The sequence below is a fragment of the Mesorhizobium sp. NZP2234 genome (genome assembly GCF_013170765.1).
Taxonomy (GTDB): domain Bacteria; phylum Pseudomonadota; class Alphaproteobacteria; order Rhizobiales; family Rhizobiaceae; genus Mesorhizobium; species Mesorhizobium loti_D.
In genome coordinates this window covers 4,134,209-4,154,545 of sequence record NZ_CP033364.1, presented here as the reverse complement: position 1 = coordinate 4,154,545, position 20,337 = coordinate 4,134,209, and the positions used below count along the sequence as shown (strand labels likewise).

Annotated in this window: 26 protein-coding genes and 1 pseudogene; 18 read left to right on the top strand and 9 right to left on the bottom strand. The window is 62.3% G+C overall.

The features are described 5' to 3' along the window. Window positions 1-9: 9 nt before the first annotated feature. Window positions 10-921: an alpha/beta hydrolase gene (locus tag EB230_RS20475; RefSeq protein WP_056577219.1), complete on the bottom strand. Its 912-nt coding sequence runs from the start codon at window positions 919-921 to the stop codon at window positions 10-12. Window positions 922-968: 47 nt separating this feature from the next. Here EB230_RS20475 and EB230_RS20470 point away from each other — a divergent pair, with 47 nt between their 5' ends. Then, window positions 969-1,421 carry a MarR family transcriptional regulator gene (locus EB230_RS20470; protein ID WP_027028975.1) on the top strand — a complete coding sequence of 151 codons (453 nt, stop codon included), beginning with the start codon at window positions 969-971 and terminating at the stop codon, window positions 1,419-1,421. 147 nt (window positions 1,422-1,568) lie between these two features. Here EB230_RS20470 and EB230_RS20465 read toward each other — a convergent pair whose 3' ends face one another. Continuing rightward, window positions 1,569-2,180: a pyridoxamine 5'-phosphate oxidase family protein gene (locus EB230_RS20465; RefSeq protein WP_056577216.1), complete on the bottom strand. Its 612-nt coding sequence runs from the start codon at window positions 2,178-2,180 to the stop codon at window positions 1,569-1,571. A 63-nt stretch (window positions 2,181-2,243) separates the two neighbouring features. Beyond that, window positions 2,244-2,597, bottom strand: a complete 354-nt coding sequence (locus EB230_RS20460; protein WP_056577214.1) for a DUF971 domain-containing protein — start codon at window positions 2,595-2,597, stop codon at window positions 2,244-2,246. A gap of 195 nt (window positions 2,598-2,792) precedes the next feature. Here EB230_RS20460 and moaA point away from each other — a divergent pair, with 195 nt between their 5' ends. From moaA to EB230_RS32685, 14 genes and pseudogenes are all read left to right on the top strand, one after another. Continuing rightward, complete coding sequence (moaA, locus tag EB230_RS20455; protein ID WP_056577212.1) at window positions 2,793-3,788, top strand: GTP 3',8-cyclase MoaA; 996 nt, start codon at window positions 2,793-2,795, stop codon at window positions 3,786-3,788. Window positions 3,789-3,843: 55 nt separating this feature from the next. Continuing rightward, the gene (locus tag EB230_RS20450) at window positions 3,844-4,317 is read left to right on the top strand and encodes a hypothetical protein (RefSeq protein WP_056577210.1); all 474 of its coding nucleotides are present in this window, start codon (window positions 3,844-3,846) and stop codon (window positions 4,315-4,317) included. A gap of 137 nt (window positions 4,318-4,454) precedes the next feature. Further along, window positions 4,455-4,814: a hypothetical protein gene (locus tag EB230_RS20445; RefSeq protein WP_056577206.1), complete on the top strand. Its 360-nt coding sequence runs from the start codon at window positions 4,455-4,457 to the stop codon at window positions 4,812-4,814. A 181-nt stretch (window positions 4,815-4,995) separates the two neighbouring features. Further along, window positions 4,996-5,916, top strand: a complete 921-nt coding sequence (locus EB230_RS20440) for a DMT family transporter (protein WP_056577203.1) — start codon at window positions 4,996-4,998, stop codon at window positions 5,914-5,916. A 50-nt stretch (window positions 5,917-5,966) separates the two neighbouring features. Beyond that, window positions 5,967-6,590, top strand: coding sequence for a molybdenum cofactor guanylyltransferase MobA (mobA, locus tag EB230_RS20435; protein ID WP_172373770.1), 624 nt, complete (start codon window positions 5,967-5,969; stop codon window positions 6,588-6,590). Beyond that, window positions 6,590-7,093 (top strand): molybdopterin-guanine dinucleotide biosynthesis protein B, encoded by a 504-nt coding sequence (gene mobB / locus EB230_RS20430; protein ID WP_065005081.1) that lies wholly within the window; start codon window positions 6,590-6,592, stop codon window positions 7,091-7,093. Before mobA ends, mobB begins: the two co-directional genes overlap by 1 nt. 157 nt (window positions 7,094-7,250) lie before the next feature. Beyond that, window positions 7,251-8,036: an ABC transporter substrate-binding protein gene (locus EB230_RS20425; RefSeq protein ID WP_056577195.1), complete on the top strand. Its 786-nt coding sequence runs from the start codon at window positions 7,251-7,253 to the stop codon at window positions 8,034-8,036. 80 nt (window positions 8,037-8,116) lie between these two features. Continuing rightward, window positions 8,117-8,836 carry an ABC transporter permease gene (locus EB230_RS20420; protein WP_056577192.1) on the top strand — a complete coding sequence of 240 codons (720 nt, stop codon included), beginning with the start codon at window positions 8,117-8,119 and terminating at the stop codon, window positions 8,834-8,836. Then, on the top strand, window positions 8,833-9,654 hold the full coding sequence (locus tag EB230_RS20415; protein ID WP_172373769.1) for an ABC transporter permease: 822 nt from the start codon (window positions 8,833-8,835) through the stop codon (window positions 9,652-9,654). Before EB230_RS20420 ends, EB230_RS20415 begins: the two co-directional genes overlap by 4 nt. 215 nt (window positions 9,655-9,869) lie before the next feature. Further along, window positions 9,870-10,739, top strand: a complete 870-nt coding sequence (locus EB230_RS20410) for an NAD(P)-dependent oxidoreductase (RefSeq protein ID WP_056577186.1) — start codon at window positions 9,870-9,872, stop codon at window positions 10,737-10,739. Between the two features lie 8 nt (window positions 10,740-10,747). Next, window positions 10,748-11,450 (top strand): annotated as a pseudogene (locus tag EB230_RS20405) (DNA alkylation repair protein). A gap of 25 nt (window positions 11,451-11,475) precedes the next feature. After that, complete coding sequence (locus EB230_RS20400) at window positions 11,476-11,988, top strand: GNAT family N-acetyltransferase (protein WP_244494142.1); 513 nt, start codon at window positions 11,476-11,478, stop codon at window positions 11,986-11,988. Window positions 11,989-12,032: 44 nt separating this feature from the next. Further along, on the top strand, window positions 12,033-12,296 hold the full coding sequence (locus tag EB230_RS32690) for a hypothetical protein (RefSeq protein ID WP_246738824.1): 264 nt from the start codon (window positions 12,033-12,035) through the stop codon (window positions 12,294-12,296). Between the two features lie 9 nt (window positions 12,297-12,305). Further along, window positions 12,306-12,599, top strand: a complete 294-nt coding sequence (locus EB230_RS32685; RefSeq protein ID WP_281410906.1) for a DUF3299 domain-containing protein — start codon at window positions 12,306-12,308, stop codon at window positions 12,597-12,599. An 11-nt stretch (window positions 12,600-12,610) separates the two neighbouring features. On the opposite strand, the gene EB230_RS20390 is transcribed toward EB230_RS32685, so the two are convergent. The 4 genes from EB230_RS20390 to EB230_RS20375 all read right to left on the bottom strand — a co-directional run bounded on the left by EB230_RS20390 (window position 12,611) and on the right by EB230_RS20375 (window position 15,091). After that, the gene (locus EB230_RS20390; RefSeq protein WP_006205209.1) at window positions 12,611-13,102 is read right to left on the bottom strand and encodes an Lrp/AsnC family transcriptional regulator; all 492 of its coding nucleotides are present in this window, start codon (window positions 13,100-13,102) and stop codon (window positions 12,611-12,613) included. Between the two features lie 108 nt (window positions 13,103-13,210). Next, window positions 13,211-13,885 (bottom strand): uracil-DNA glycosylase family protein, encoded by a 675-nt coding sequence (locus tag EB230_RS20385; protein WP_056577173.1) that lies wholly within the window; start codon window positions 13,883-13,885, stop codon window positions 13,211-13,213. Then, the gene (locus tag EB230_RS20380) at window positions 13,825-14,436 is read right to left on the bottom strand and encodes a glutathione S-transferase (RefSeq protein ID WP_056577170.1); all 612 of its coding nucleotides are present in this window, start codon (window positions 14,434-14,436) and stop codon (window positions 13,825-13,827) included. The genes EB230_RS20385 and EB230_RS20380 overlap by 61 nt, the downstream gene beginning before the upstream one ends. A 31-nt stretch (window positions 14,437-14,467) precedes the next feature. Further along, the gene (locus EB230_RS20375; protein WP_172373768.1) at window positions 14,468-15,091 is read right to left on the bottom strand and encodes a thermonuclease family protein; all 624 of its coding nucleotides are present in this window, start codon (window positions 15,089-15,091) and stop codon (window positions 14,468-14,470) included. A gap of 76 nt (window positions 15,092-15,167) precedes the next feature. Between EB230_RS20375 and EB230_RS20370 the strand changes: the two genes are divergently transcribed. Then, window positions 15,168-16,688, top strand: coding sequence for a HAMP domain-containing sensor histidine kinase (locus tag EB230_RS20370; protein WP_056577164.1), 1,521 nt, complete (start codon window positions 15,168-15,170; stop codon window positions 16,686-16,688). Window positions 16,689-16,723: 35 nt separating this feature from the next. Here the strand turns inward: EB230_RS20370 and EB230_RS20365 are convergent, their stop codons facing one another. Further along, window positions 16,724-17,722, bottom strand: coding sequence for a nicotinate-nucleotide--dimethylbenzimidazole phosphoribosyltransferase (locus tag EB230_RS20365; RefSeq protein WP_172375137.1), 999 nt, complete (start codon window positions 17,720-17,722; stop codon window positions 16,724-16,726). A 201-nt stretch (window positions 17,723-17,923) separates the two neighbouring features. Here EB230_RS20365 and EB230_RS20360 point away from each other — a divergent pair, with 201 nt between their 5' ends. Continuing rightward, window positions 17,924-18,154: a DUF1289 domain-containing protein gene (locus EB230_RS20360; protein ID WP_010909481.1), complete on the top strand. Its 231-nt coding sequence runs from the start codon at window positions 17,924-17,926 to the stop codon at window positions 18,152-18,154. A 10-nt stretch (window positions 18,155-18,164) separates the two neighbouring features. Further along, window positions 18,165-18,872, top strand: a complete 708-nt coding sequence (locus EB230_RS20355) for a TIGR02281 family clan AA aspartic protease (protein ID WP_056577157.1) — start codon at window positions 18,165-18,167, stop codon at window positions 18,870-18,872. Window positions 18,873-18,887: 15 nt separating this feature from the next. Here the strand turns inward: EB230_RS20355 and dusA are convergent, their stop codons facing one another. Next, window positions 18,888-19,886 (bottom strand): tRNA dihydrouridine(20/20a) synthase DusA, encoded by a 999-nt coding sequence (gene dusA, locus EB230_RS20350; protein ID WP_172373767.1) that lies wholly within the window; start codon window positions 19,884-19,886, stop codon window positions 18,888-18,890. Window positions 19,887-20,337: the final 451 nt, after the last annotated feature.

Sequence of the window (20,337 nt, the reverse complement as noted above, 5' to 3'; positions counted from 1 at the left end):
GACCGCGGCTCAATGCAGCAATGACGGCTCGTGGTTCCCCGCGACGAAGGCAACGGCGCGTTCGACAACACCCTTGTCCGCAAGAATGCGGCGGTGGCCGAGCCCGTCGGCCCAGTGCAGCCGCACATGACCGCCGGCGCCGGCATAGCGTCTCGCATGCTCAGCCGGTACCTCGCGGTCATCAGGCGCGTGGATGATAAGCGTCGGCACCGGCGCCTGTGCGAGCTGGCGGTCGCCGGTGAATTCATGCAGGGGCCGGCCGGACAAGTGTTCGACACGGTCCGCCATGGCAAGCTGCGAGCGGGGACCGACATTGAGCATGCGGCTGAAGTCGGCAAAGATCGCCGGCAAGGAACTTGGCGCCGCGATCAGCACAAGACGCCCGGCCGCCAGCGGCGGAATGTTCTTGACCGAACCTGCGATGGCGTTGGCGGCAACGGCGCCGCCGAAGGAATGGCCCACCGCCGCAACGAACGGACCGAACCATTCGCCGGCGACCCGCACCGCGTCAACCGCGTTGACCATGTTGAGATGCCGGCCCTGCGAATGTCCGTGGCCCGGCAGGTCCAGCGAAACGACCCTGTAGCCGGCGGCGCGATAGCCTTCGATCAATGCACGCATGTATTCGGTGCGCGAACGCCAGCCATGGACGACGAGCACGGTGCCGGGAGCCGCCCTTCCCGGCTCCGGCCGGAATTCGTGCACCGCCACGCAGCCGGTCGCCGTCTTCAGCCGATGATGGCGCGCCTCGGTCATGAATTCAGCGGCACGGCCGATGGCACGACGCTCAGCGTCGGTCAGCGCCCTGGCGCTCGGCGTACGGCAGAACAGTTCGAAGGCCGCCCGCCCGGTGATGCGCGGCGCAATATGTTCGGCCGCACCAAACACACCTCGGATGACCTTCAGCCCGAATGATGCCATAGTGGGAATCCATCCATACGTTCAAGCATGAACATAATAGTTCAAAGATGAACAATAAACAAGAGCTGCCCTGGGACAACCCGCGTTTTCGCAACTGGGTCGCGGTGGCGCGCGCCTGCCATGTGCTGGAGCGCACGCTGGCGGTGAAGCTCGCGCCGCTGGATCTCAAGCCTGCGCAGCTCGACGTGCTGATGAACCTCTACCGCCATCCCGGCATGTCGCAGCACGACCTTGCACGCAAGCTGCTCGTCGGCCGCTCCAACATCACAATGCTGTTGCCGCAGCTGGAGACGCGCGGCCTGCTGCGCCGCGAGGGCGACGAGAAGGACAAGCGCATCCTGCGGCTGGCCCTGACCGAGGCCGGCGAGGCGCTGCTGATGCAGGCGCTGAAAGTGCATATGGCGCTGATCGAAAAAGCGATGAGCCAGTCGACACCGGAACAGTGCGACATGATCGGCGAACAGATGCGCAAGATTTACGATGTGCTGAAGGAAGCCTAGCACCAAGGTGGGCCGGGATTCAGGTCAGGATGCGCCGAAAATGGTGGCTTCGAGAGCCGGAGCGGAGCGTACTCAAAGTACGTGAGCACCGGAAGCGCAGGAGGCCGCCATTTGCAGGCCAGCCTGACCTGAATGTCGGTGCACCGGTCACCACATCGTTTTCTTCGCCCGCTCCGGCCATTCCTTGTCATAGGTTTCGCCGTCGATGTTCTTGCGGCTGGTGATTTCCAGGATTTTTCCGGGCGTCGGCAGCGACTTCGGGTCGACATGTTTCGCCGGGTTCCACAACTCGGACCGCACAATGGCGCGAGCGCATTGGAAATAGACCGAATCGACGTCGATGACGGTCACCGAACGCGCCGCCTTGCCGTCGACCATGAACGATGCGCAAAGGGCGGCATCCGTGGTGAGGTGCGCGCGGCCGTTGATGCGCAGCGTCGTACCGGAGCCCGGCACCAGGAACAGCAGCCCGACGCGCTGATCCCTGATGATGTTTTTCAGCGAATCGGCGCGGTTGTTGCCGCGCCGGTCCGGCATCATCAACGTCTTCGGATCAACGATGCGCACGAAGCCGGCGAGATCGCCGCGCGGTGAACAGTCCAGCCCCTCCGGGCCGCTGGTGGCCAGTGCAACAAAGGGCGAGGCCTCGATAAAAGCGGCATATTCGGGAATGACGTGGTCGAGTTCCTTGACCAGCGAGGCTTCGCCGGGAAAGCCATAGAGCGCTTCAAGCTGTTCGACAGTGGTGATGAGCGACATCTTTTTCGTCTCCGGATCTTTGCCGGCGCTACTCCAGATGTGTGACGCCTTTACGACGCCAGCTTAGCGGTCACGGCTCAGCCCCTTTTCCGCAAGCTCGGCAAGGTAGGCATTCCAGCGCTCATCCTTCTCATGGCCGAGCGTATGGAGGTAGTTCCAGGTGAAAATCCCGGTGTCGTGGAAATCATCGAAGGTGATACGCACCGCGTAGTTGCCGACCGGGTCGATCTTCAGGATGGCCACGTTGCGCTTGCCGGGAACCGTCACCCGTTGCTCCGGAGAATGCCCCTGCACCTCGGCCGATGGCGAGGCAACCCGCAACAGCTCCGCCGGCAATTCGAATGGCTGGTGATTGGGAAAGGTGACCGACAGCAGTTTGCGGTCCTTGGAGACCCTGAGTTCTTTTGGCGCGGTCATGCAGTTTCATCCCGTATCGATTGCCCTTCCCTACGCCGCTTCGCGAAAGGGGAAAAGTCCTGATAGACGACCGACACACCGTGTCGGCTCCGGGATGTTACCAAAGATCGAGAAGCGGTATCTTGAATGGCGGGCTGGATCGTATCACATAGCTGTATATAACGACGCCGATAACGGCCACGGAAACGCTCGAACATGAACATGATCGACCCCTTTGGTCGCACGATCAGCTATCTCAGAGTGTCGGTCACCGACCGCTGCGATTTCCGTTGCACCTATTGCATGGCCGAAGACATGGCCTTCCTGCCGAAGAAGGACCTGTTGTCGCTGGAAGAGCTGGACCGGCTCTGCACCGTCTTCATCCAAAAGGGCGTCAGGCGGCTGCGCCTCACCGGCGGCGAGCCGCTGGTGCGCAAGAACATCATGCATCTGGTGCGCCAGCTCTCGCGCCACCTCGACAGCGGCGCGCTCGAAGAACTGACGCTGACCACCAACGGCTCGCAGCTGTCGCGCTTCGCCGCCGAACTCGCCGATTGCGGCGTCAAGCGCATCAACGTCTCGCTCGACACGCTCGACGCCGACAAATTCCACCAGATCACCCGCTGGGGCCATCTCGACAAGGTCATGCAAGGCATCGACGCCGCTCAGGCGGCCGGGCTGAAAGTCAAGCTCAACGCCGTGGCGCTGAAGGACTTCAACGACGCCGAACTGCCCGACATGATGCGCTGGGCGCACGGCCGGGGCATGGACCTGACCGTCATCGAAACCATGCCGATGGGCGAGATCGACGCCGACCGCACCGACCAGTACCTGCCGCTGTCGCTGCTGCGCGCTTCGCTGGAGCGCCAGTTCACGCTGACCGACATTCCCTTCAAGACCGGCGGCCCGGCCCGCTACGTCCACGTCGCCGAGACCGGCGGAAAGCTCGGCTTCATCACGCCGATGACGCATAATTTCTGCGAAAGCTGCAACCGGGTCAGGCTGACCTGCACCGGCACGCTCTACATGTGCCTCGGCCAGGAGGACGCCGCCGACCTGCGCGCGCCCTTGCGCGCATCCGAAGGTGACGAACTTGTCGCCGATGCTATCGATGAGGCTATCGGCCGCAAGCCGAAAGGCCACGATTTCATCATCGACCGTCGCACCAGCCGCCCGTCGGTGTCCCGGCATATGAGCGTGACGGGCGGCTGACCTTCCTGTCGATCTGTGCAAGGATTGCTCCCGGTCATTGGCTTTGGGGCAGCAGATGCCGCGGCTTTTTTCGGTGATTGTGGCTTTCGCGACTATTGCAGCAAGCAGCGCAATCGCGGCACCCTTCACCTATGTGAATGAGCGCTTCGGCACCGTCTGCACCTTTCCCGATGAGATCTTCACCGATCGTCAGCCCGAGCCCGAAAATGGCGACGGACAGGTATGGTTGAGCGCGGACGGCGCCGGCCTGACCTGCTCCGGCATCCTCAATGTCGACGACGATACGCCGAGAGGCTTTGTCGCGGAAGAAAAGGCAAGCAAGGAACCCGGCTATACCGTCACCTATAGCAAGACCGGCAGGAACTGGGCGGTGCTGTCGGGGACGAAGGATGGAAAGATCTTCTACGAGCGGCGCCTGTTCGGCCGCGATGGTGTTATCCGCACGGTCTGGATCGATTACCCGCCGGCTCTCAGGTCGAAATATGATCCACTGGTCGGCGCCATCGCCGGCAGCCTCAAGGGGCCATGAAAACTGCGGCGCGCCCAAGAGCATTTTAGCCACACCGCGAACAAATCTCTGCCTGCAATGTCCATCTGATTTACTGGTGACGGTTTCCCGCCTAGCGTTCGTTTCGTAGCGGCTGTCGCTCTTTGGGGGAATACATCATGCACAAATTTCTGCTTTCGCTGGCTCTGCTTGGGCTTGCCGCCCTGCCCGCGGCAGCACAGTCGATCGGCGGCACTTACACTGTCGCCGGCACCAACTTCGATGGCTCGGCCTATGGCGGCGAAGCCACCATCACGCTGACCAGCGGGACGACCTGCACGATCCATTGGGAGACGGGCGGCTCCTCCTCGGACGGTATCTGCATGCGCAATGACGACGCATTCTCCGCCGGCTATGTCATGGACAAGGATATCGGCCTCGTTGTCTACAAGGTCGAGGAGGACGGCTCGCTGCATGGCCTGTGGACGATCGCGGGCAAGGAAGGCAACGGCACCGAAGTGCTGACGCCGAAGAAATAGCATCGCCCAGGCTGGTTGGTTCCGGGAGGCGGAGCGGCCTCCCGGAACGATCCGTGACGAAGCCGGAATGTGATTTCAACCCGGGCCACGGCGATTCTCCCTGTTCTGGCACAGCCCTTTGCCATTGCTGTTTCGCGGTGGGCTGGTACATGCTTGCTTGCTCAGGCAATCGGTAGATGTCTTGCCCTTATCTCCAAATCTTCGCGGCGCGTTGTTCATGATGGTGGCGATGGTTGGCTTCACGCTCAACGACGCCATCACCAAATACTCTTCGCAATCGATGAACATGGCGCAGGTCATGCTGATCAGGGGGGCTTTTGCCTCACTCTTCGTTGGCTTGCTGGCCTGGCAACGTGGCGCGCTTTTGCAGCCGCGCCTGATGCTGCAGCCATTGGTGGCGATCCGAGTCTTGGGCGAAGCGGGTGCCACCGTGTCATTCCTCGTGGCGCTGGCCCATTTGCCGATCGGCAGCGTCTCGGCGGTTCTTCAGGCGCTGCCGCTGGCGGTGACGATGGGTGCCGCGCTGTTTTTCGGCGAACCAGTCGGCTGGCGACGCTGGATGGCGATCGCCATCGGTTTTGCCGGCGTGCTGATCATCGTGCGACCGGGCTTCGACGGCTTCAGCGTCTATTCCCTCGTGGCGCTGGTCAGCGTTGCATGTTGCACCGTGCGGGATCTCGCCACCAAGCGTATCCCCCAAGCCATACCGACGATGCTGGTCTCGACCGCCACCGCGCTGGCAATGACCGTCGTCGGCGCGGCGCTGTTGTCGCCGATGGGTGGCTGGACGCCGATGACCGTCAAGAGCACGACGCTGCTGGCGCTGGCCGCGGTGCTCGTGCTTGTCGGCTATCAGTTCATCATCATGGCGATGCGCTCGGGCGAGATCTCCTTCGTCGCGCCATTCCGTTACACCGCGCTCCTCTGGTCCATACTGCTTGGCTTGATCGTCTTCGGCGATTTCCCGGACATGCCGATGATCGTCGGCGCGGCGATAGTCGTCGGCTCGGGTCTTTATACGCTTTACCGCGAACGGCTGGTCGGCCGGCGAAGGATCGTCGCCGAAAGCACCGGGCCGGCCATGGCGCCGGACGGAATCTAACCCTTGAAGCTGCTTGCGATTTCCGGCGGCTGGCGTAGAGGCTGGGCGGCATGAAACGGGATGTCGCGGGGATCATTCTGGCCGGCGGCCAGTCACGGCGCATGGGAGGCGGCGACAAGAGCCTGTTGCCGCTTGGCGCCGGCTGCGTGCTTGACCAGGTCCTGTCGCGCCTTGGCCCGCAGATTGAAACCCTGGCGCTCAGTGCCAATGGCGATCCGGCACGCTTCTCCCGTTTCGGACTGGCCGTGCTTGCCGACACCGTCGAAGGCTTTGCCGGCCCGCTTGCCGGAATCCTGACCGGCCTCGAATGGGCCGCTGCGAGTACACCTTGCAAGGCGGTCGTCACCGCTGCCGGCGACACACCCTTCCTGCCGCTTGATCTCGTCGATCGCCTGGCGTCAGCGGCCGACGAACATCCCGGCTCTATTGCCGTCGCGTCCTCGGCCGGCAGGCTCCACCCGACCTTCGCGCTATGGCCCACCGATTGTCGCGATGCCTTGCGGCATTTCCTGGTCGAGGAGCATAGCCGGCGGGTACTGGCCTTCATCGAGCGCCACGGCCATGTCGAGGTGGAATTCCCGATCCTGCAATCCACAGGGCTCGATCCTTTCTTCAACATCAACGTGCCGGACGATCTTGCCGAGGCCAGACGCCTGTTGCGGAGCATGACATGATGAACATCTTCGGCATCACCGGCTGGAAAAACTCCGGCAAGACCACATTGACCGAAAAGCTGGTCGCCGAGCTTGTGCGGCGCGGCTGGAAGGTCTCGACGGTCAAACATGCCCATCATGACTTCGACATCGACAAGCCTGGCGCCGACAGCTTCCGCCACCGGCAGGCCGGCGCCACGGAGGTCGCGATCGTGTCCGGCAACCGTTGGGCGCTGATGCACGAATTGCGCGGCGAGGACGAGCCACCGCTGGAGGGCATCCTTTCGCGGCTCGCCCCATGCGACATCGTGCTGATCGAAGGCTACAAGCGCGAGTCCCACCGCAAGATCGAAACACGGCGGCTGGCGGCAAAGGACCGGACGCCGCTTTCGGCTGACGATCCCAATATTGTCGCCGTCGCCGCGGATTTCACCGTCACGGACAAGAGCCTGCCGGTATTCGACCTCGACGACGTAAAATCGATAGTCGACTTCATCGAGCGCACCACCGGCCTCGTTGCTTGAGATGTAACGTAACGGCAGAACCCCGTTACCGATTTTGGTGGTTTTGCAGTTGCTTTTTTCTTGGAAAGAGTGGGAGTATCGCTTCAGCGGGCGGTCAAAAGCACCGCCCCACAGAGCCGTTACGGAACGACGGCCGGGACCTAAAGAGAGGACTATCATGCGTATTGCACTGCGTATCGCGCTCGCCGCATCGGCCGCGCTGCTGACGCTCGGCGTAGCCCAGGCCCAGGAAAAGACCCTGCGGATCGGCACCGAAGGCGCCTACCCCCCGTTCAACAATCTCACCTCCGACGGCAAGCTCGTCGGCTTCGACATCGACATCGCCCAGGCGCTTTGCGACCAGATGAAGGTCAAGTGCACCTTCGTCGCCCAGGATTGGGACGGCATCATCCCCGCGCTTCAGGCCGGCAAGTTCGATGCCATCGTCGCGTCGATGTCGATCACCCCGGAGCGCAAGGAAAAGGTCGACTTCACCCACAAATACTACAACACGCCTTCGGCTCTCGCCGTGCCGAAAGACTCGACGCTGAAGGGCGTGACCAAGGAAGATCTCGCCGGCAAGACCATCGGTGTCGCCACCACGACCACGCATTTCAACTATGCCTCGAAAACCTACACCGACAGCACCGTGAAGGGCTATCCGAGCAGCCCCGAGGAGCAGGCGGATCTTGCCAATGGCCGTCTCGACGCGATCGAGGACGATATCGTCGTGCTGCAGCAGTGGCTGGACTCGCCCGATGGCGCCTGTTGCAAGATTCTCGGCCAGCCCTCGCCGCAACCGGTCGAGATCTTCGGACCGGGCGCCGGCATTGCCGTGCGCAAGGGCGAGACCGACCTGGTCAACAAGCTCAATGAGGCCATCGACGCCATACGAGCCAACGGAAAATACAAGGAAATCAACGACAAGTACTTCAAGTTCGACGTCTACGGCGCCGAGTCCTGATAGACTGGATCAAGACGGCGGGGAATTTCCCCGCCGTCTTTCTATTCGTCCTGGAAATGCCGTGGAGATAAGACCCGTCAATGCCAGCCCAAAGCATATGGACACTTCTCAGTTGGGGACCCGATGGCTGGAGTGACGATATTGCCTATGGCGCGGTAGTAACGGTTCTCTTGGCGCTGGCGACGCTTCCCATTGGTTTGACAATTGGGTTTTTCATTGCGCTGGGCAAGCAATCCGAAGAGCCTTCGCTGCGTCTCGCCGCCAACATCTACACCACGGTCTTTCGCGGCTTGCCGGAACTGGTGACGCTTTTCCTGTTCTTCTTCGGCATGCCGATCCTGCTGCAGCATCTTGTCAGGTATTTCCGACCAGACGCCACCATCGACGTCAACAGCTTCGTCGCCGGCATGATCGTGCTTGCCCTGATCTTCTCATCCTATGCCAGCGAGGTTTTCCTGTCGGCCTTCCGCGCCATTCCGAAAGGCCAGTATGAGGGTGGCTATGCCATCGGTCTTTCCTACGGACTCACCATGCGTAAGGTGATCGTGCCGCAACTGTTGCGGATCGCGTTTCCCGGACTGGAAAACTGCTGGCTCAGCCTGCTCAAGGACACGTCGCTCGTGTCCGTCGTTGGCCTCGCGGAGACGTTGCGCAATGCCTATACCGCCGCGCGCGTCACCAAGCACGCATTCCTTTTCTATGGTGTGGCGGCACTGGTTTTTCTTGCTCTGGCCGTAGTGTCGTCCTTTGCAAGCAGCGCGATTCTGCGCTCGCTTGGCCGACGCGAGGCGCAGCGATGAGCGCCACGGCCACCATGGTTGAACGGCCCCCGCCGCGGGCACGCGGCTGGCCGCGCAAGCGTGTCGCCGGCTATGCGCTGGTCTGCTTGTGGATTTTGTTCGGCGTCGGCATCGTCAGCTATCTCTTCTTTGCGTGGAATGCCGACTTCTTCGCCAAATATGCGCCAGCCTATTTGAGAGGCCTTGGCGTTACCCTGGCGCTGGTTTCCATATCGATGGCGCTGGGCGCGATGCTGTCGGTGCCTGTCGCCTATGGGCGCATGTCCAGGAACCGGATCCTGTCCGGCCTCGCCTATTGCTACGTCTATTTCTTCCGCGGCACGCCGCTGCTGGTCCAAACCTATCTTGTTTACTACGGATTGGGTTCGTTCCGCGTCGAACTCCAGTCGGTTGGCCTCTGGGATTTTTTCAAGGACGCCTTCAATTGCGGCGTGTTTGCCTTTGCGCTCAACACCGCCGCCTATCAGGCCGAGATTCTGCGCGGCGCAATCGAGAGCGTGCCAAGAGGGCAATGGGAAGGAGCAGCCTCGCTTGGCCTGCACAAACTGCAGACGCTGCGCAAGATCGTCCTGCCGCAGGCCTTGATTGTCGCCTTGCGACCCTATGGCAATGAACTGATCCTGATGGTCAAGGCGTCCGCCATCGTCGCCATCATCACGGTTTATGATCTGATGGGCAATGCAAAGCTCGCCTTCGCCAACAGCTTCGACATTCAAGCCTATATCTGGGTCGCCATCGTCTATCTGGTGATGGTCGAGATCTTGCGCCATGGCGTTGAATGGATCGAGCGTCGGATCACTATTCACCTGAAACGCTGAGCCGCTCTCGGCTTCGGCTGCACCAGTCGATCGGGTGCCGGGCGTCTTGACGAATTGAACGCAGTGTCTAGAACGGTTCATCGTTTCGCGATAACGGCGGACCGCTCTATCTCTTTGTTTTGACGCAATTCCTGTGGGAAACCGCTTCACATTTTTCCAGGAATTGCTCTAGAGCTTTCGCAGCAAATTCCATTTTCAGTCTGAAGGACAAGCTTATGGCATCCGTGGCATTTCTCGGTCTTGGCGTGATGGGTTATCCGATGGCCGGGCACCTCAGGAACAAGGGTGGCCACGACGTCACTGTCTACAACCGTACCAAGGCCAAGGCCGAGCAATGGGTTGGCCAGCATGGCGGCAGCCTTGCGGTTACGCCGGCGGAGGCAGCCAAGGACAAGGACTTTGTCTTTTCGTGCGTCGGCAATGACGACGATCTGCGCTCGGTTACGACAGGCCCGGATGGTGCCTTCAAATCGATGAAGAAAGGTTCGGTCTTCATCGACAACACCACGGCCTCGGCCGAGGTCGCGCGCGAATTGGCGCAGGCCGCGCAAGCCGGCGGCTTCTCGTTTCTCGACGCGCCGGTCTCCGGTGGCCAGGCCGGCGCCGAGAATGGCGTGCTGACCGTCATGGTGGGCGGCGACCAGGCCACGTTCGACAGGGCCAGGCCGGTCATCGACGCCTATGCCCGCATGGTCGGGCTGATGGGCTCGGCGGGCGCCGGCCAACTGACCAAGATGATCAACCAGATCTGTATCGCCGGGCTGGTGCAGGGCCTGTCGGAAGGCATCCATTTCGGCAAGAAGGCCGGGCTCGATATCGAGAAGGTGATCGAGGTGATTTCCAAGGGCGCGGCCGGATCCTGGCAGATGGAAAACCGGCACAAGACCATGAATGCGGGAAAATATGATTTCGGTTTTGCCGTCGACTGGATGCGCAAGGATCTCGGCATTTGCCTGGAGGAGGCCGATCGCAACGGCGCCAGGCTGCCGGTGACCGCGCTTGTCGACCAGTTCTACAAGGACGTGCAGGCCATGGGCGGCAAGCGCTGGGACACGTCCTCGCTGCTGGCGCGGCTGGAGAAGTAGGATTTGCGATGGCCGAGCTTTCGCCCCAGTCCAGTGCCGACGAAATCGTCGCGCATCTGCGCTTGATCGGCTCGGAGGAAAATCGCCTTGGCATGCTGCGCTACGGTATCAGGATCGAACGCGCGCTTGGAATTCCACATGGCGTCCAGCGGCAGATCGCTCGGAAGATCAAACGCAACCATGAGCGCTTTTGAGCTGTGGGAGTCAGGCATTATGGAGGCGCAATTCATCGCTTCCGTCACGGCCGACCCGAACCGGTTTTCTGCCGCGAACGCAAGGCAATGGGCGTCGAGTTTCGATTCCTGGGATATCGTCGACGGTGTCTCTGACCTCTTCGTCGACACCGACGCCTGGAAGGAACTGATCAGCGAGTTCGCGGCCGATGAAAGGGAATTCGTTCGACGCACGGCTTTTGCCATGATGGCCTGGTCTGTCGTCCACCGGAAAAAAGAGCCGGAGGCGACCTTTCTCACCTTCCTGCCGATCATCGAGGCGCATGCCACCGACGACCGCAATTTCGTGAAGAAAGCCGTGAACTGGGCGCTTCGTTCGATCGGCAAGCGATCGATGGCCATGCACGGCGCTGCCCTTGCTGTCGCCGAAAGGCTCGCGCGGTCGACCGACAAGACGGCACGCTGGAACGGCAGGAATGCCGTGAAGGAACTGACCGATACCAAAACGCTCGCGCGGATCGCCGCCAGAAACGTTTGACGTCGCCAACATCCGCTTCACCGAGGTGACGCGGGCGACCCGTGGCGGCTTCGAGACTTTGTTCGAGCGGCCGGGCGCGCCAAAATACTGCTGGTGCATGGCCTGGCGGCAGTCCGGCCGCGAGCACGTCCAGGGCGACGGGAAGAAGCGGCAGATGATGGCGCTCATCGATGCGAGCACCCCGGTCGGCATCGTCGCCGAGCTCGACGGCAAGACGATCGGCTGGTGCTCGGTCGCGCCACGCGGGACCTATCGCAAGCTTTCAAAGCAGCAGGATGACGGCGAGAGCGGCGTTTGGTCGATCGTCTGCTTCTATGTGCCGAGGGTCTTGCGCGGCGGTGGCCTTGCTTCGGCGTTGCTCGATGCCGCCATTGATCATGCCTTCGCCAAGGGCGCCCGTGTCATTGAGGCCTATCCAGTGGCCGAGGCGTCGCCGAGCTACCGTTTCATGGGTTTTCGCGACATGTTTGCGTCGCGTGGCTTCCGCGAGACCGGCATGGCCAGTTCTCGCCGACATGTCATGCGGCTCGAGCATTGACGTCATTGGGCACGGCGTCTTTACTCGCCCGCAAAGGAAGCGGCATGAGCATCCATTTCAAATCAATCCTGACGCTCGCGGCCGCGCTGTCTCTCTGCGCCGCCGGCGCCTCGGCCGAGACCATTCACATCTTCTGGAAGGATCTGCGCCCGGCGAGCCAGGCGGTTGCCGAAGACGCCGGCCTGCCGATGATCGCGGCAAAATTGCCCGACCATGGCGAGACGCTGTCGCTTGGCCTGCAGGACAAGACGATACAATTAGCCGGCTATGCATTGCCGGTCGATCGCGACGGTGACCTTGTCTATTAGTTCCTGCTGGTGCCGTGGACGGGCGCTTGCAGCCACATGCCGACGCCACCGCCCAACCAGATCGTGCTTGTCACGCCAGCCCACCCCTACAAGATGTCGCAAGCCTACCAGCCGGTAGCCGTCACCGGCGCCCTGAGGCCGGACATGGAAAAAAGCCAGCTGTTCATTCTGGATGGCGTCAGCATCATCCAGTCCGGCTATAGCGTGCGCAAGGCGGAGGTTGTCGGCGTGGACACCGTGCCGGACGCCATTGCCCTACCGGTGACCTCGCCCTGGAGTTTCCTCAACAAGAAGAAGAACTAACGGGTTGGCGCTCACGCGGCATTGGCACCCGATTCCTTGTCCAGCACCATGTAGTCGAGCGGGATTTCGGTCGTGTACTTGATCTGCTCCATGGCGAAGGACGACGACACGTCACGGATCTCGATCTTGGCGATCAGCCGCTTGTAGAAGGCGTCGTAGGCGGCGATGTCGGGCACCACGACGCGCAAGAGATAATCGACGTCGCCGCTCATGCGGTAGAACTCGACCACCTCGGGAAATTCCTGGATGACCTCGGAAAACCGCCGCAGCCACTCATGGCTGTGTGAGTTGGTGCGGATCGAGACGAAGACGGTGACCCGCACATTGACCTTTTCATGGTCGAGAATGGCGACGCGCCGTTTGATGACGCCCTCCTCCTCGAGCTTCTGGATCCGGCGCCAGCACGGCGTGGTCGACAGGCCGACTTTCTTGGCGACATCGGCGACCGCGAGCGTCGCGTCCTCCTGCAGGAGGCGTAGAATTTTTCGGTCAAGGCGGTCCATCGGAGGCTCCTGAGGGAATAGTTTATCTATATTCCCTCTTATTCGAGGCTTTCACAAGAAAGAAATTCTGCCAATCGCCAATAAAGCGAGTGATTTCTTGCTGAATGCCTAGCCAATGCGATAGCGGATTTCCGACCGAAGGAAAGGCAGCAAATCCATTTCAAACCATGGATTCTGCTTCAGCCAGCCGGTGTTGCGCCATGACGGGTGCGGCAGCGGCAGCACTTTCGCACCGACCGAATTCTCCCAGATGGCACGCCAGTCCATCACCGTTTCCGTCAGCGAGGGTCGGCGCGCGGCGCCCATGTGCCAGGACTGCGCATAGATGCCGATCGTCAGCACGAGGTCTATTCGCGGCATTAGGGCCATCAAGGGCGTGCGCCATGCCGGTGCGCATTCGCGCCTTGGCGGCAAGTCGCCGCCCTTGGCATCCTGACCGGGAAAGCAGAAGCCCATCGGCACGATGGCGAATTTCTCGGTGTCATAGAATTCGTCGCGGGTCACATCAAGCCAGTTGCGCAGGCGGTCGCCGGAGGCATCGGTGAACGGCATGCCTGACAGGTGCACCTTGGTTCCCGGCGCCTGGCTCGCGATCAGGATGCGCGCGCTGGACGACGGCCGCAGGACCGGCCTTGGCTCATGGGGCAGCGGTTTGCCGACGGGATTTTCGACGCAGATACGGCAGGCCCGGACCGTCGCGGCAAAGCTATCCAGTTCCACACTCAAGCGGCGGCACTCGTCCGGCTGGAGATCGCCTGATGCCAGCGCAACACATTGGTGCATTCCTCCGGCACCTTGATGCGGGCCGGCTTCATGAAGTCGATCGCGATCAGGCCGGTTATATCGGCAATCGAATAGCTGTCGCCGGCGGCGAACTCGCGGCTCGCCAACTCGCGGTCGAGTATCTTCAGGAACTCGACCGCCTTCGGCTTGTTGGCCTCGCCCCATTCCGGGATCTGCGGGATTTCCCATTCCTTCATGGCTGGATGGATATGGCGAAAGGCCTGCGCGACGCTGCTCAGCAGATTGAGCTCCATCCGCCTCTGCCACATCTCGACCTGCGCCTTGCCGAGCGCGCCGCGTCCGAACAGGGCCGGCTCGGGCTGCAACTCCTCGAAATAGCGGCAGATTGCGACGGATTCCGTGATGATGGTGCCATCGTCAAGTTCCAGAACCGGTAGGCGTTGTAAAGGGTTGCGCGAACTCACCGTTTGGCTCTTGTGCTCCAGCGCGCCCATGTCGACGGACACGATTGGAACCGCGATCCCCTTCTCGGCAAGGAAAACGCGAACCCGCCGCGGGTTGGGTGCCCGGCCACCGTCGAAGAGTTTCATTCGATCCTCCTTCCCTTCCGCCAGATGCGTTTCACCAGAAGCGAAAAATCTCCCGCACGGCATCACCGATCGACGCCAGCGTGCCGTGTTTTCGCTCCACGACTTCGCCGTGATGACTATCGCGCCAGTCCTGCGGCCGATCGAACGTGCCCGCCCAGATACCGACCTTTGCCGTGCGAGCAATCGCTTCCTCGCTTTCGAAGTCGCCATAGGCAACGGCCCAGCCAGCCTCGACCTGGGCGCGGTTGAGATCCGTGTCACCTGCCTTGCAGTCGCCAAGCAGCCGCCCATAACGATCCCGCTGCCAGCCGCTACAAGTGACCGGCCTGCCTGCGATCAGGCGCACCAGCGACTGACGCGCAAGCGTGCCGCAGGCATAATCGGCGCCGTTCCTGCGGCAGGTCTGGGTGTATTCGGGCGCGTCGATGCCGCGCATGCGGATGCGCTCGGCGCCGAGCGTGATCGAATCGCCGTCATTGATGACGGCCGCACCTTGCGTCTGGCGGGTCTCGACCCGGTCGAGGCGTGCCGCCAGCAGGATCAGCAGCCCCAGAATGATGATGGCCAGCCCGTAGTCCATGAGCTTGCGCCACAGGCTTCTCGGGCGCGGTGCCGCGTACCGCCGGCGCGATCTTGGCGACCAGGAACGGCTCATATGGCAAACGGTTGGTTAATCATTCGAACGTAGCTTAACACCTTGGAACCGCTGCACGCATAAATTGAAGTTTTTGATGCCCTTGCAACGCTCGAACACAGCGGACAAGTTCATTGTGGACCGCAGGAAACCTCATCGCAACAGCGATGTGGCGCGCGCGGTGCGCAAGACGCGCGACCGTCTTTCGCAGCAGGCGGGCAATCCCGATTTCGACCGTGAACTGCTGAATCTCCACGCCCGCGCCATGACAAGCGGTGCCGTGGCCATCCCGCTGCTGGTCCTGGCGATCGCCGCGGCCGGCCGGCTCGCCGGCGTCGGCAACGAGATCGGGCTCTGGGCGCTGTTCACGCTCACCTGCTATACCATCGTCGCCTTCATGGCCCGGCGCATTGAGCGCACGGAAGCTTCCGAGCTCAACCCCTTGCAAACGCGACGCGAATTCCTGGTCGGCCACTTCCTTTGCGGCCTCGGCTGGGCCTGGTTCGTCCTGCTCGGCTGCGCCGCCTGCGAGGTCGACCAGTTCCAGGTGGTCAAGGCGGTGGTGATGCTGCTTGCCATGGCCGGGACGGCTCTCATGGCCTCGTCGCTCAGCGGAGCACTGCTGGCGACCTTTGCCGTGCCTGTCGCGCTCTATGCCTATGTCGGCACCAAATTGTGGATGCCGGTAGAGGTGATCATGACCGGGCTGCTTGTCGTGTCACTGCCTTTCTTCGCCTATGTCGCCCGTCAACTCAACCGCTCCTCCCTGATGCTGTTGTCGTTCCGCTCCGAAAAAGATGCACTGATCGCCGAACTCGAGACGGCCAAATCGATGTCGGACGAGGCGCGGCGGCGGGCCGAGGATGCCAATCTGGCGAAGTCGCGCTTCCTTGCCTCGATGAGCCATGAATTGCGCACGCCGCTCAACGCCATTCTCGGCTTTTCCGAGGTGATGGCGAACGAAGTGCTGGGGCCGATGAGCAACCCCACCTATCGCGACTACGCCCATGACGTGCACGATTCCGGCCAGCATCTGCTCGACCTGATCAACGAGATCCTCGACCTGTCGCGCATCGAGGCCGGCCGCTACCAACTCAACGAAGAGCCGGTGATGTTGCTGAACATCGTCGAGGATTGCTGCCATATGATGGAGTTGAGGGCGCGCAACAAGGACATCCGCGTCATCCAGGATTTCGAACAGACATTGCCGCGTCTGTTCGCCGATGAGCGCGCCGTGCGCCAGATCGCGCTCAACCTCTTGTCCAACGCCATAAAATTCACCGCCACCGGCGGCGAAATCCGCGTCCGCGTCGGCTGGACGGCTGGCGGCGGGCAATACATTTCGATCAAGGACAATGGCCCCGGCATTCCCGAGGACGAGATTCCGATCGTGCTTTCAGCCTTCGGCCAGGGCTCGATCGCCATCAAGAGCGCCGAGCAAGGCACCGGGCTTGGCCTGCCGATCGTGCAAGGGCTGCTTGCCATGCATGGCGGCGAATTCGAGCTCCATTCCAAGCTGCGCGAAGGCACCGAGGCGATTGCCATCTTCCCGCTGAGCCGGGTGATGGAAGAGCTGCCGGCACTGCCGACCGCGGCAGTGGCGGCGCGACGCCGGTAGGAGCCACCTCGTCAACGCCGCGTACGTCTCGCGGCTTAGCCCCGAACAGCTGCCGCCATGCCCGAACTGGTCAGCGCCGCCGCCTTGACGAGGCCTGCGCCAAGCGCTGCTCCTGCCCCCTCGCCGTGGCTTATGCCGAGGTCAAGCAGCGGGCGCAAACCAAGGAGCTCGGCGGCTCTTGTATGCGCGGGCTCGGGCGACAGGCTGGCGAGAAGACAATGCTCTAGCGCTGCGGGGTTCGCGGCATAAAGCACCGCCGCGGCGGCCGTTGCCGCAAATCCGTCGATCAGCACGGGAATCTTCTGCATCCGCGCGGCGAGGATGGCGCCGGCTATCGCCGCGAACTCGCGGCCGCCGACCCGGCGCAACACCTCCAGCGGGTCCTCTAGATGGTCGCTGTGAAACGCCAGCGCCGCATCGACCACCTCCGCCTTGCGCGCCTGCATGGCCGCGTCCGCGCCGGATCCCGGGCCGACCCAATCGACACCCCTGCCCCCGAACAGTGCCGCAAACAACGCCGCGGCGACAGTGGAATTGCCGACGCCAAGATCGCCGAGGCAAAGCAGGTCGGTGCCGCCGGCGATCGCTTCCATGCCGAAGGCCATGGTCGCCGCGCAACCGCGCTCATCAAGCGCGGCATCATCGGTGATGTCGCCTGTGGGGATGTGCAAGGCAAGATCGAACACCTTCAGTCCGAGATCGTTGGCGATGCAGATCTGGTTGATCGCCGCACCACCGGCCGCGCAGAGCTCGACCGCATTGGCTGTCGCCGCCACCGGGCGTGGCGAAATGCCATGTCTGACCACGCCATGATTGCCGGCAAAGACGGCCATCAGCGGCCTTGTCACTGCGGGCGGAGCCCTACCGCTCCAGGCAGCAAGCCACGCGGCGATCTCCTCGATGCGGCCGAGCGAATGCGCTGGCTTGTCCGCCTTGGCGAACAGCGCGTGCACGCGCGCTTGCGTCTTGAGGTCGGCTGCTGGCAAATTGTCGAGCAGGTTGCGAAAATCGTCAAAAGGTAGCGCGCTGGTCATGTCGTGAGCAATCATTCATTCCTAGAGTTGGTGAGCGGCATAGCCGCGTTGGGTGATCGGCACAACCTCCCCCAAACATCCGCCTTGATTGCCGCAAAGATGGCCTGAGAAGACGCGATCGCGAGGGCTTGCATTGGCTTTGCCGTTGCACCATGTGGAGATGGAAGAGCGGAATCCGAACGGGTCGCTCGTGAGAAAGTCATGACGGCCATCGAATCTCCCTGCATCCTTGTCTGTTCGATCGACATGAAAACCGGCTTCTGCTTCGGTTGCGGCCGCACGCGCGAGGAAATCGGCGCCTGGATGGGGATGACGCCCGAAACGCGCCGCAATGTGATGGCCGAACTGCCGGCCCGGCTGGAAACGGTCGAGCGCCGGCCGCGCCGGGAAACGCGCCGCACCCGCATGGCGCGCGAACGCGACGCACTTTAGCGAGGCACGGATGAGCAGCCGGCTGTTCTGGATTATGATGGCGGTGATCGGCGTGGGCGCGGTCCTGCTCATGCTCAACGATTCCGCTGGCAGCACGCTTGGCGTGGAAAATTACGATTTCGGCCGGCTGATCTGGCTTGGCGCCTTCGGCGCGCTGATCGGCGCCGGCCTGCTGCGGTCAGGTCGCCCGCTGGGCGCGATGGCCCGCAACCTTGGCGCCTGGGCGGCAATCGTGCTCGCCCTGATCACCGGCTACCAGTATCGCTACGAACTGCAGGACGTCGCCAGCCGGGTGACGGCGGGCCTCGTTCCCGGCAGTCCGCTGGCGCTTGGCATCGAAGACGGCCACGCCACCGTGACCCTCGACAAGGCCGACAATGGCCATTTCGAAGCGCGCATCCTGGTCAACGGCAATCCGGTGCGCGCCGTTGTCGACACCGGCGCGACCAGCACGGTGCTGACATCGGAAGACGCGCAAGCCGCCGGCTTCAACCCGGCGGCGCTCAACTACACGATACCGGTTTCGACAGCCAACGGCATGGCGCGCGCCGCGGCGGTCAAAACCGACGCGGTGGCGATCGGCGGCATCGTGCGCAAGGACATGTCGGTGATGGTCGCGGCCCCCGGCATGCTGAGCCAAAGCCTGCTCGGCATGAACTTCATCGGCTCGCTGTCAGGCTTCGACGTGCGCGGCGACCGGATGATCCTCAGGGACTGAGGTTAACCCAACCCGTCAGGCGGCTTCGGCGGCTGCCCCACCAAAACCGACTGCCGCGAAAGCCGTCTTCAGCACGTCAGGCCCGGCGCCGGGCCGGTTTGCGTCGGTCGACAGGATCTGGCGGTAGCGGCGCGCGCCGGGCAGGCCGTGGAACAGCCCGACCATATGCCGGGTGACATGACCGAGCCGCCCGCCCTGTTCGATGTGGCGCGCGGCATAACCGGCCATCGCGTCGATAAGCGTTGCGAAGTCGAACGCCTCGGGCTTTGTGCCGTAGAAGCCGGCGTCGACGCCGGCCAGAATGCCTGGCGTGTGGTAGGCGGCGCGTCCAAGCATGGCGCCGTCAACCTGATCGAGATGCGCCCGCGCCTCTTCAAGCGACTGAATGCCGCCATTAATGCCTATGAACTTGCTCGGTTTTCCAGCCTTCAGCCGATAAACCCTGTCAAAGTCGAGCGGCGGAATGTCGCGGTTTTCCTTGGGGCTCAGCCCTTCCAGCCATGCCTTGCGCGCATGCACCCACAAGGCGTCGGCGCCGGCATCGAAAACCGCGTCGGCCAGCGTATCGAGCGCTGGCTCGGGATCCTGTTCGTCGACGCCGATGCGGCATTTGACGGTGACGGGAATCGTCACCGCCGCTTTCATCGCCGCGACACACTCGGCGACAAGGTTGGGCACCTTCATCAGGCAGGCACCGAACGTCCCCGACTGGACGCGGTCGGATGGGCAGCCGACATTGAGATTGATTTCGTCATAGCCGAAGGCCTCGCCAATGCGCGCCGCCTCGGCAAGTTTCGCCGGATCGGAGCCGCCGAGCTGCAAAGCGACCGGATGTTCCACCGCATCGAAGCCAAGCAACCGATCGCGCGCGCCATGGATGACCGCGTCCGCCACCACCATTTCGGTGTAAAGCAGCGCACGCTTCGTTAGCTGGCGGTGGAAGAACCGGCAATGCCGGTCTGTCCAGTCCATCATTGGGGCCACGGCCACTCTATTATTTTGATTTTTCAGCATTTTTCTTTAATATCAAATCGTTAGTATCTGCCGAGTGCACGCGAATTTACGCCAGAATACGACCCTTTTCGCCACGTTTCGATCTCTCAGCGCACACAGACGCCTCGCGCTGGGTCACCGAAACCGAGCGCCAAGTCGATCGCGGTGAGACGCCGACCAAGCCCCGTATAGCGCGCCTGAAAACATTCGGCGAACTCATCGACCTCCATATCGACGACATGTGCGATGTAGGCAAGTCCCCTCGCCGCTCCAAGGCCGCGGCCCCCGCTATGCTCCAAAGACATCTCGGCAAATGCAGCATCGTGACTCTCGATCGCGAACGGCTCATTCGATTCGGTGTGACCGGGCCGCCTCGGCCTCGTCGAAAGAGATCGCGGCGGGTACTGGACAAGATAAAAGCCCGTTCTCGGCCGAGCGGCTCTGGGCGCGCTGGGCGGAAATAGCACATGAC

Excerpts from the sequence above, each read along its gene's own strand:
- EB230_RS20475 (WP_056577219.1), bottom strand. The coding sequence starts at position 921 with ATGGCATCATTCGGGCTGAAGGTCATCCGAGGTGTGTTTGGTGCGGCC.
- EB230_RS20470 (WP_027028975.1), top strand. The coding sequence starts at position 969 with ATGAACAATAAACAAGAGCTGCCCTGGGACAACCCGCGTTTTCGCAAC.
- EB230_RS20465 (WP_056577216.1), bottom strand. The coding sequence starts at position 2,180 with ATGTCGCTCATCACCACTGTCGAACAGCTTGAAGCGCTCTATGGCTTT.
- EB230_RS20460 (WP_056577214.1), bottom strand. The coding sequence starts at position 2,597 with ATGACCGCGCCAAAAGAACTCAGGGTCTCCAAGGACCGCAAACTGCTG.
- moaA (WP_056577212.1), top strand. The coding sequence starts at position 2,793 with ATGAACATGATCGACCCCTTTGGTCGCACGATCAGCTATCTCAGAGTG.
- EB230_RS20450 (WP_056577210.1), top strand. The coding sequence starts at position 3,844 with ATGCCGCGGCTTTTTTCGGTGATTGTGGCTTTCGCGACTATTGCAGCA.
- EB230_RS20445 (WP_056577206.1), top strand. The coding sequence starts at position 4,455 with ATGCACAAATTTCTGCTTTCGCTGGCTCTGCTTGGGCTTGCCGCCCTG.
- mobA (WP_172373770.1), top strand. The coding sequence starts at position 5,967 with ATGAAACGGGATGTCGCGGGGATCATTCTGGCCGGCGGCCAGTCACGG.
- mobB (WP_065005081.1), top strand. The coding sequence starts at position 6,590 with ATGAACATCTTCGGCATCACCGGCTGGAAAAACTCCGGCAAGACCACA.
- EB230_RS20425 (WP_056577195.1), top strand. The coding sequence starts at position 7,251 with ATGCGTATTGCACTGCGTATCGCGCTCGCCGCATCGGCCGCGCTGCTG.
- EB230_RS20420 (WP_056577192.1), top strand. The coding sequence starts at position 8,117 with ATGCCAGCCCAAAGCATATGGACACTTCTCAGTTGGGGACCCGATGGC.
- EB230_RS20415 (WP_172373769.1), top strand. The coding sequence starts at position 8,833 with ATGAGCGCCACGGCCACCATGGTTGAACGGCCCCCGCCGCGGGCACGC.
- EB230_RS20410 (WP_056577186.1), top strand. The coding sequence starts at position 9,870 with ATGGCATCCGTGGCATTTCTCGGTCTTGGCGTGATGGGTTATCCGATG.
- EB230_RS32690 (WP_246738824.1), top strand. The coding sequence starts at position 12,033 with ATGAGCATCCATTTCAAATCAATCCTGACGCTCGCGGCCGCGCTGTCT.
- EB230_RS20390 (WP_006205209.1), bottom strand. The coding sequence starts at position 13,102 with ATGGACCGCCTTGACCGAAAAATTCTACGCCTCCTGCAGGAGGACGCG.
- EB230_RS20385 (WP_056577173.1), bottom strand. The coding sequence starts at position 13,885 with ATGCACCAATGTGTTGCGCTGGCATCAGGCGATCTCCAGCCGGACGAG.
- EB230_RS20380 (WP_056577170.1), bottom strand. The coding sequence starts at position 14,436 with ATGAAACTCTTCGACGGTGGCCGGGCACCCAACCCGCGGCGGGTTCGC.
- EB230_RS20375 (WP_172373768.1), bottom strand. The coding sequence starts at position 15,091 with ATGAGCCGTTCCTGGTCGCCAAGATCGCGCCGGCGGTACGCGGCACCG.
- EB230_RS20370 (WP_056577164.1), top strand. The coding sequence starts at position 15,168 with ATGCCCTTGCAACGCTCGAACACAGCGGACAAGTTCATTGTGGACCGC.
- EB230_RS20365 (WP_172375137.1), bottom strand. The coding sequence starts at position 17,722 with ATGACCAGCGCGCTACCTTTTGACGATTTTCGCAACCTGCTCGACAAT.
- EB230_RS20360 (WP_010909481.1), top strand. The coding sequence starts at position 17,924 with ATGACGGCCATCGAATCTCCCTGCATCCTTGTCTGTTCGATCGACATG.
- EB230_RS20355 (WP_056577157.1), top strand. The coding sequence starts at position 18,165 with ATGAGCAGCCGGCTGTTCTGGATTATGATGGCGGTGATCGGCGTGGGC.
- dusA (WP_172373767.1), bottom strand. The coding sequence starts at position 19,886 with ATGCTGAAAAATCAAAATAATAGAGTGGCCGTGGCCCCAATGATGGAC.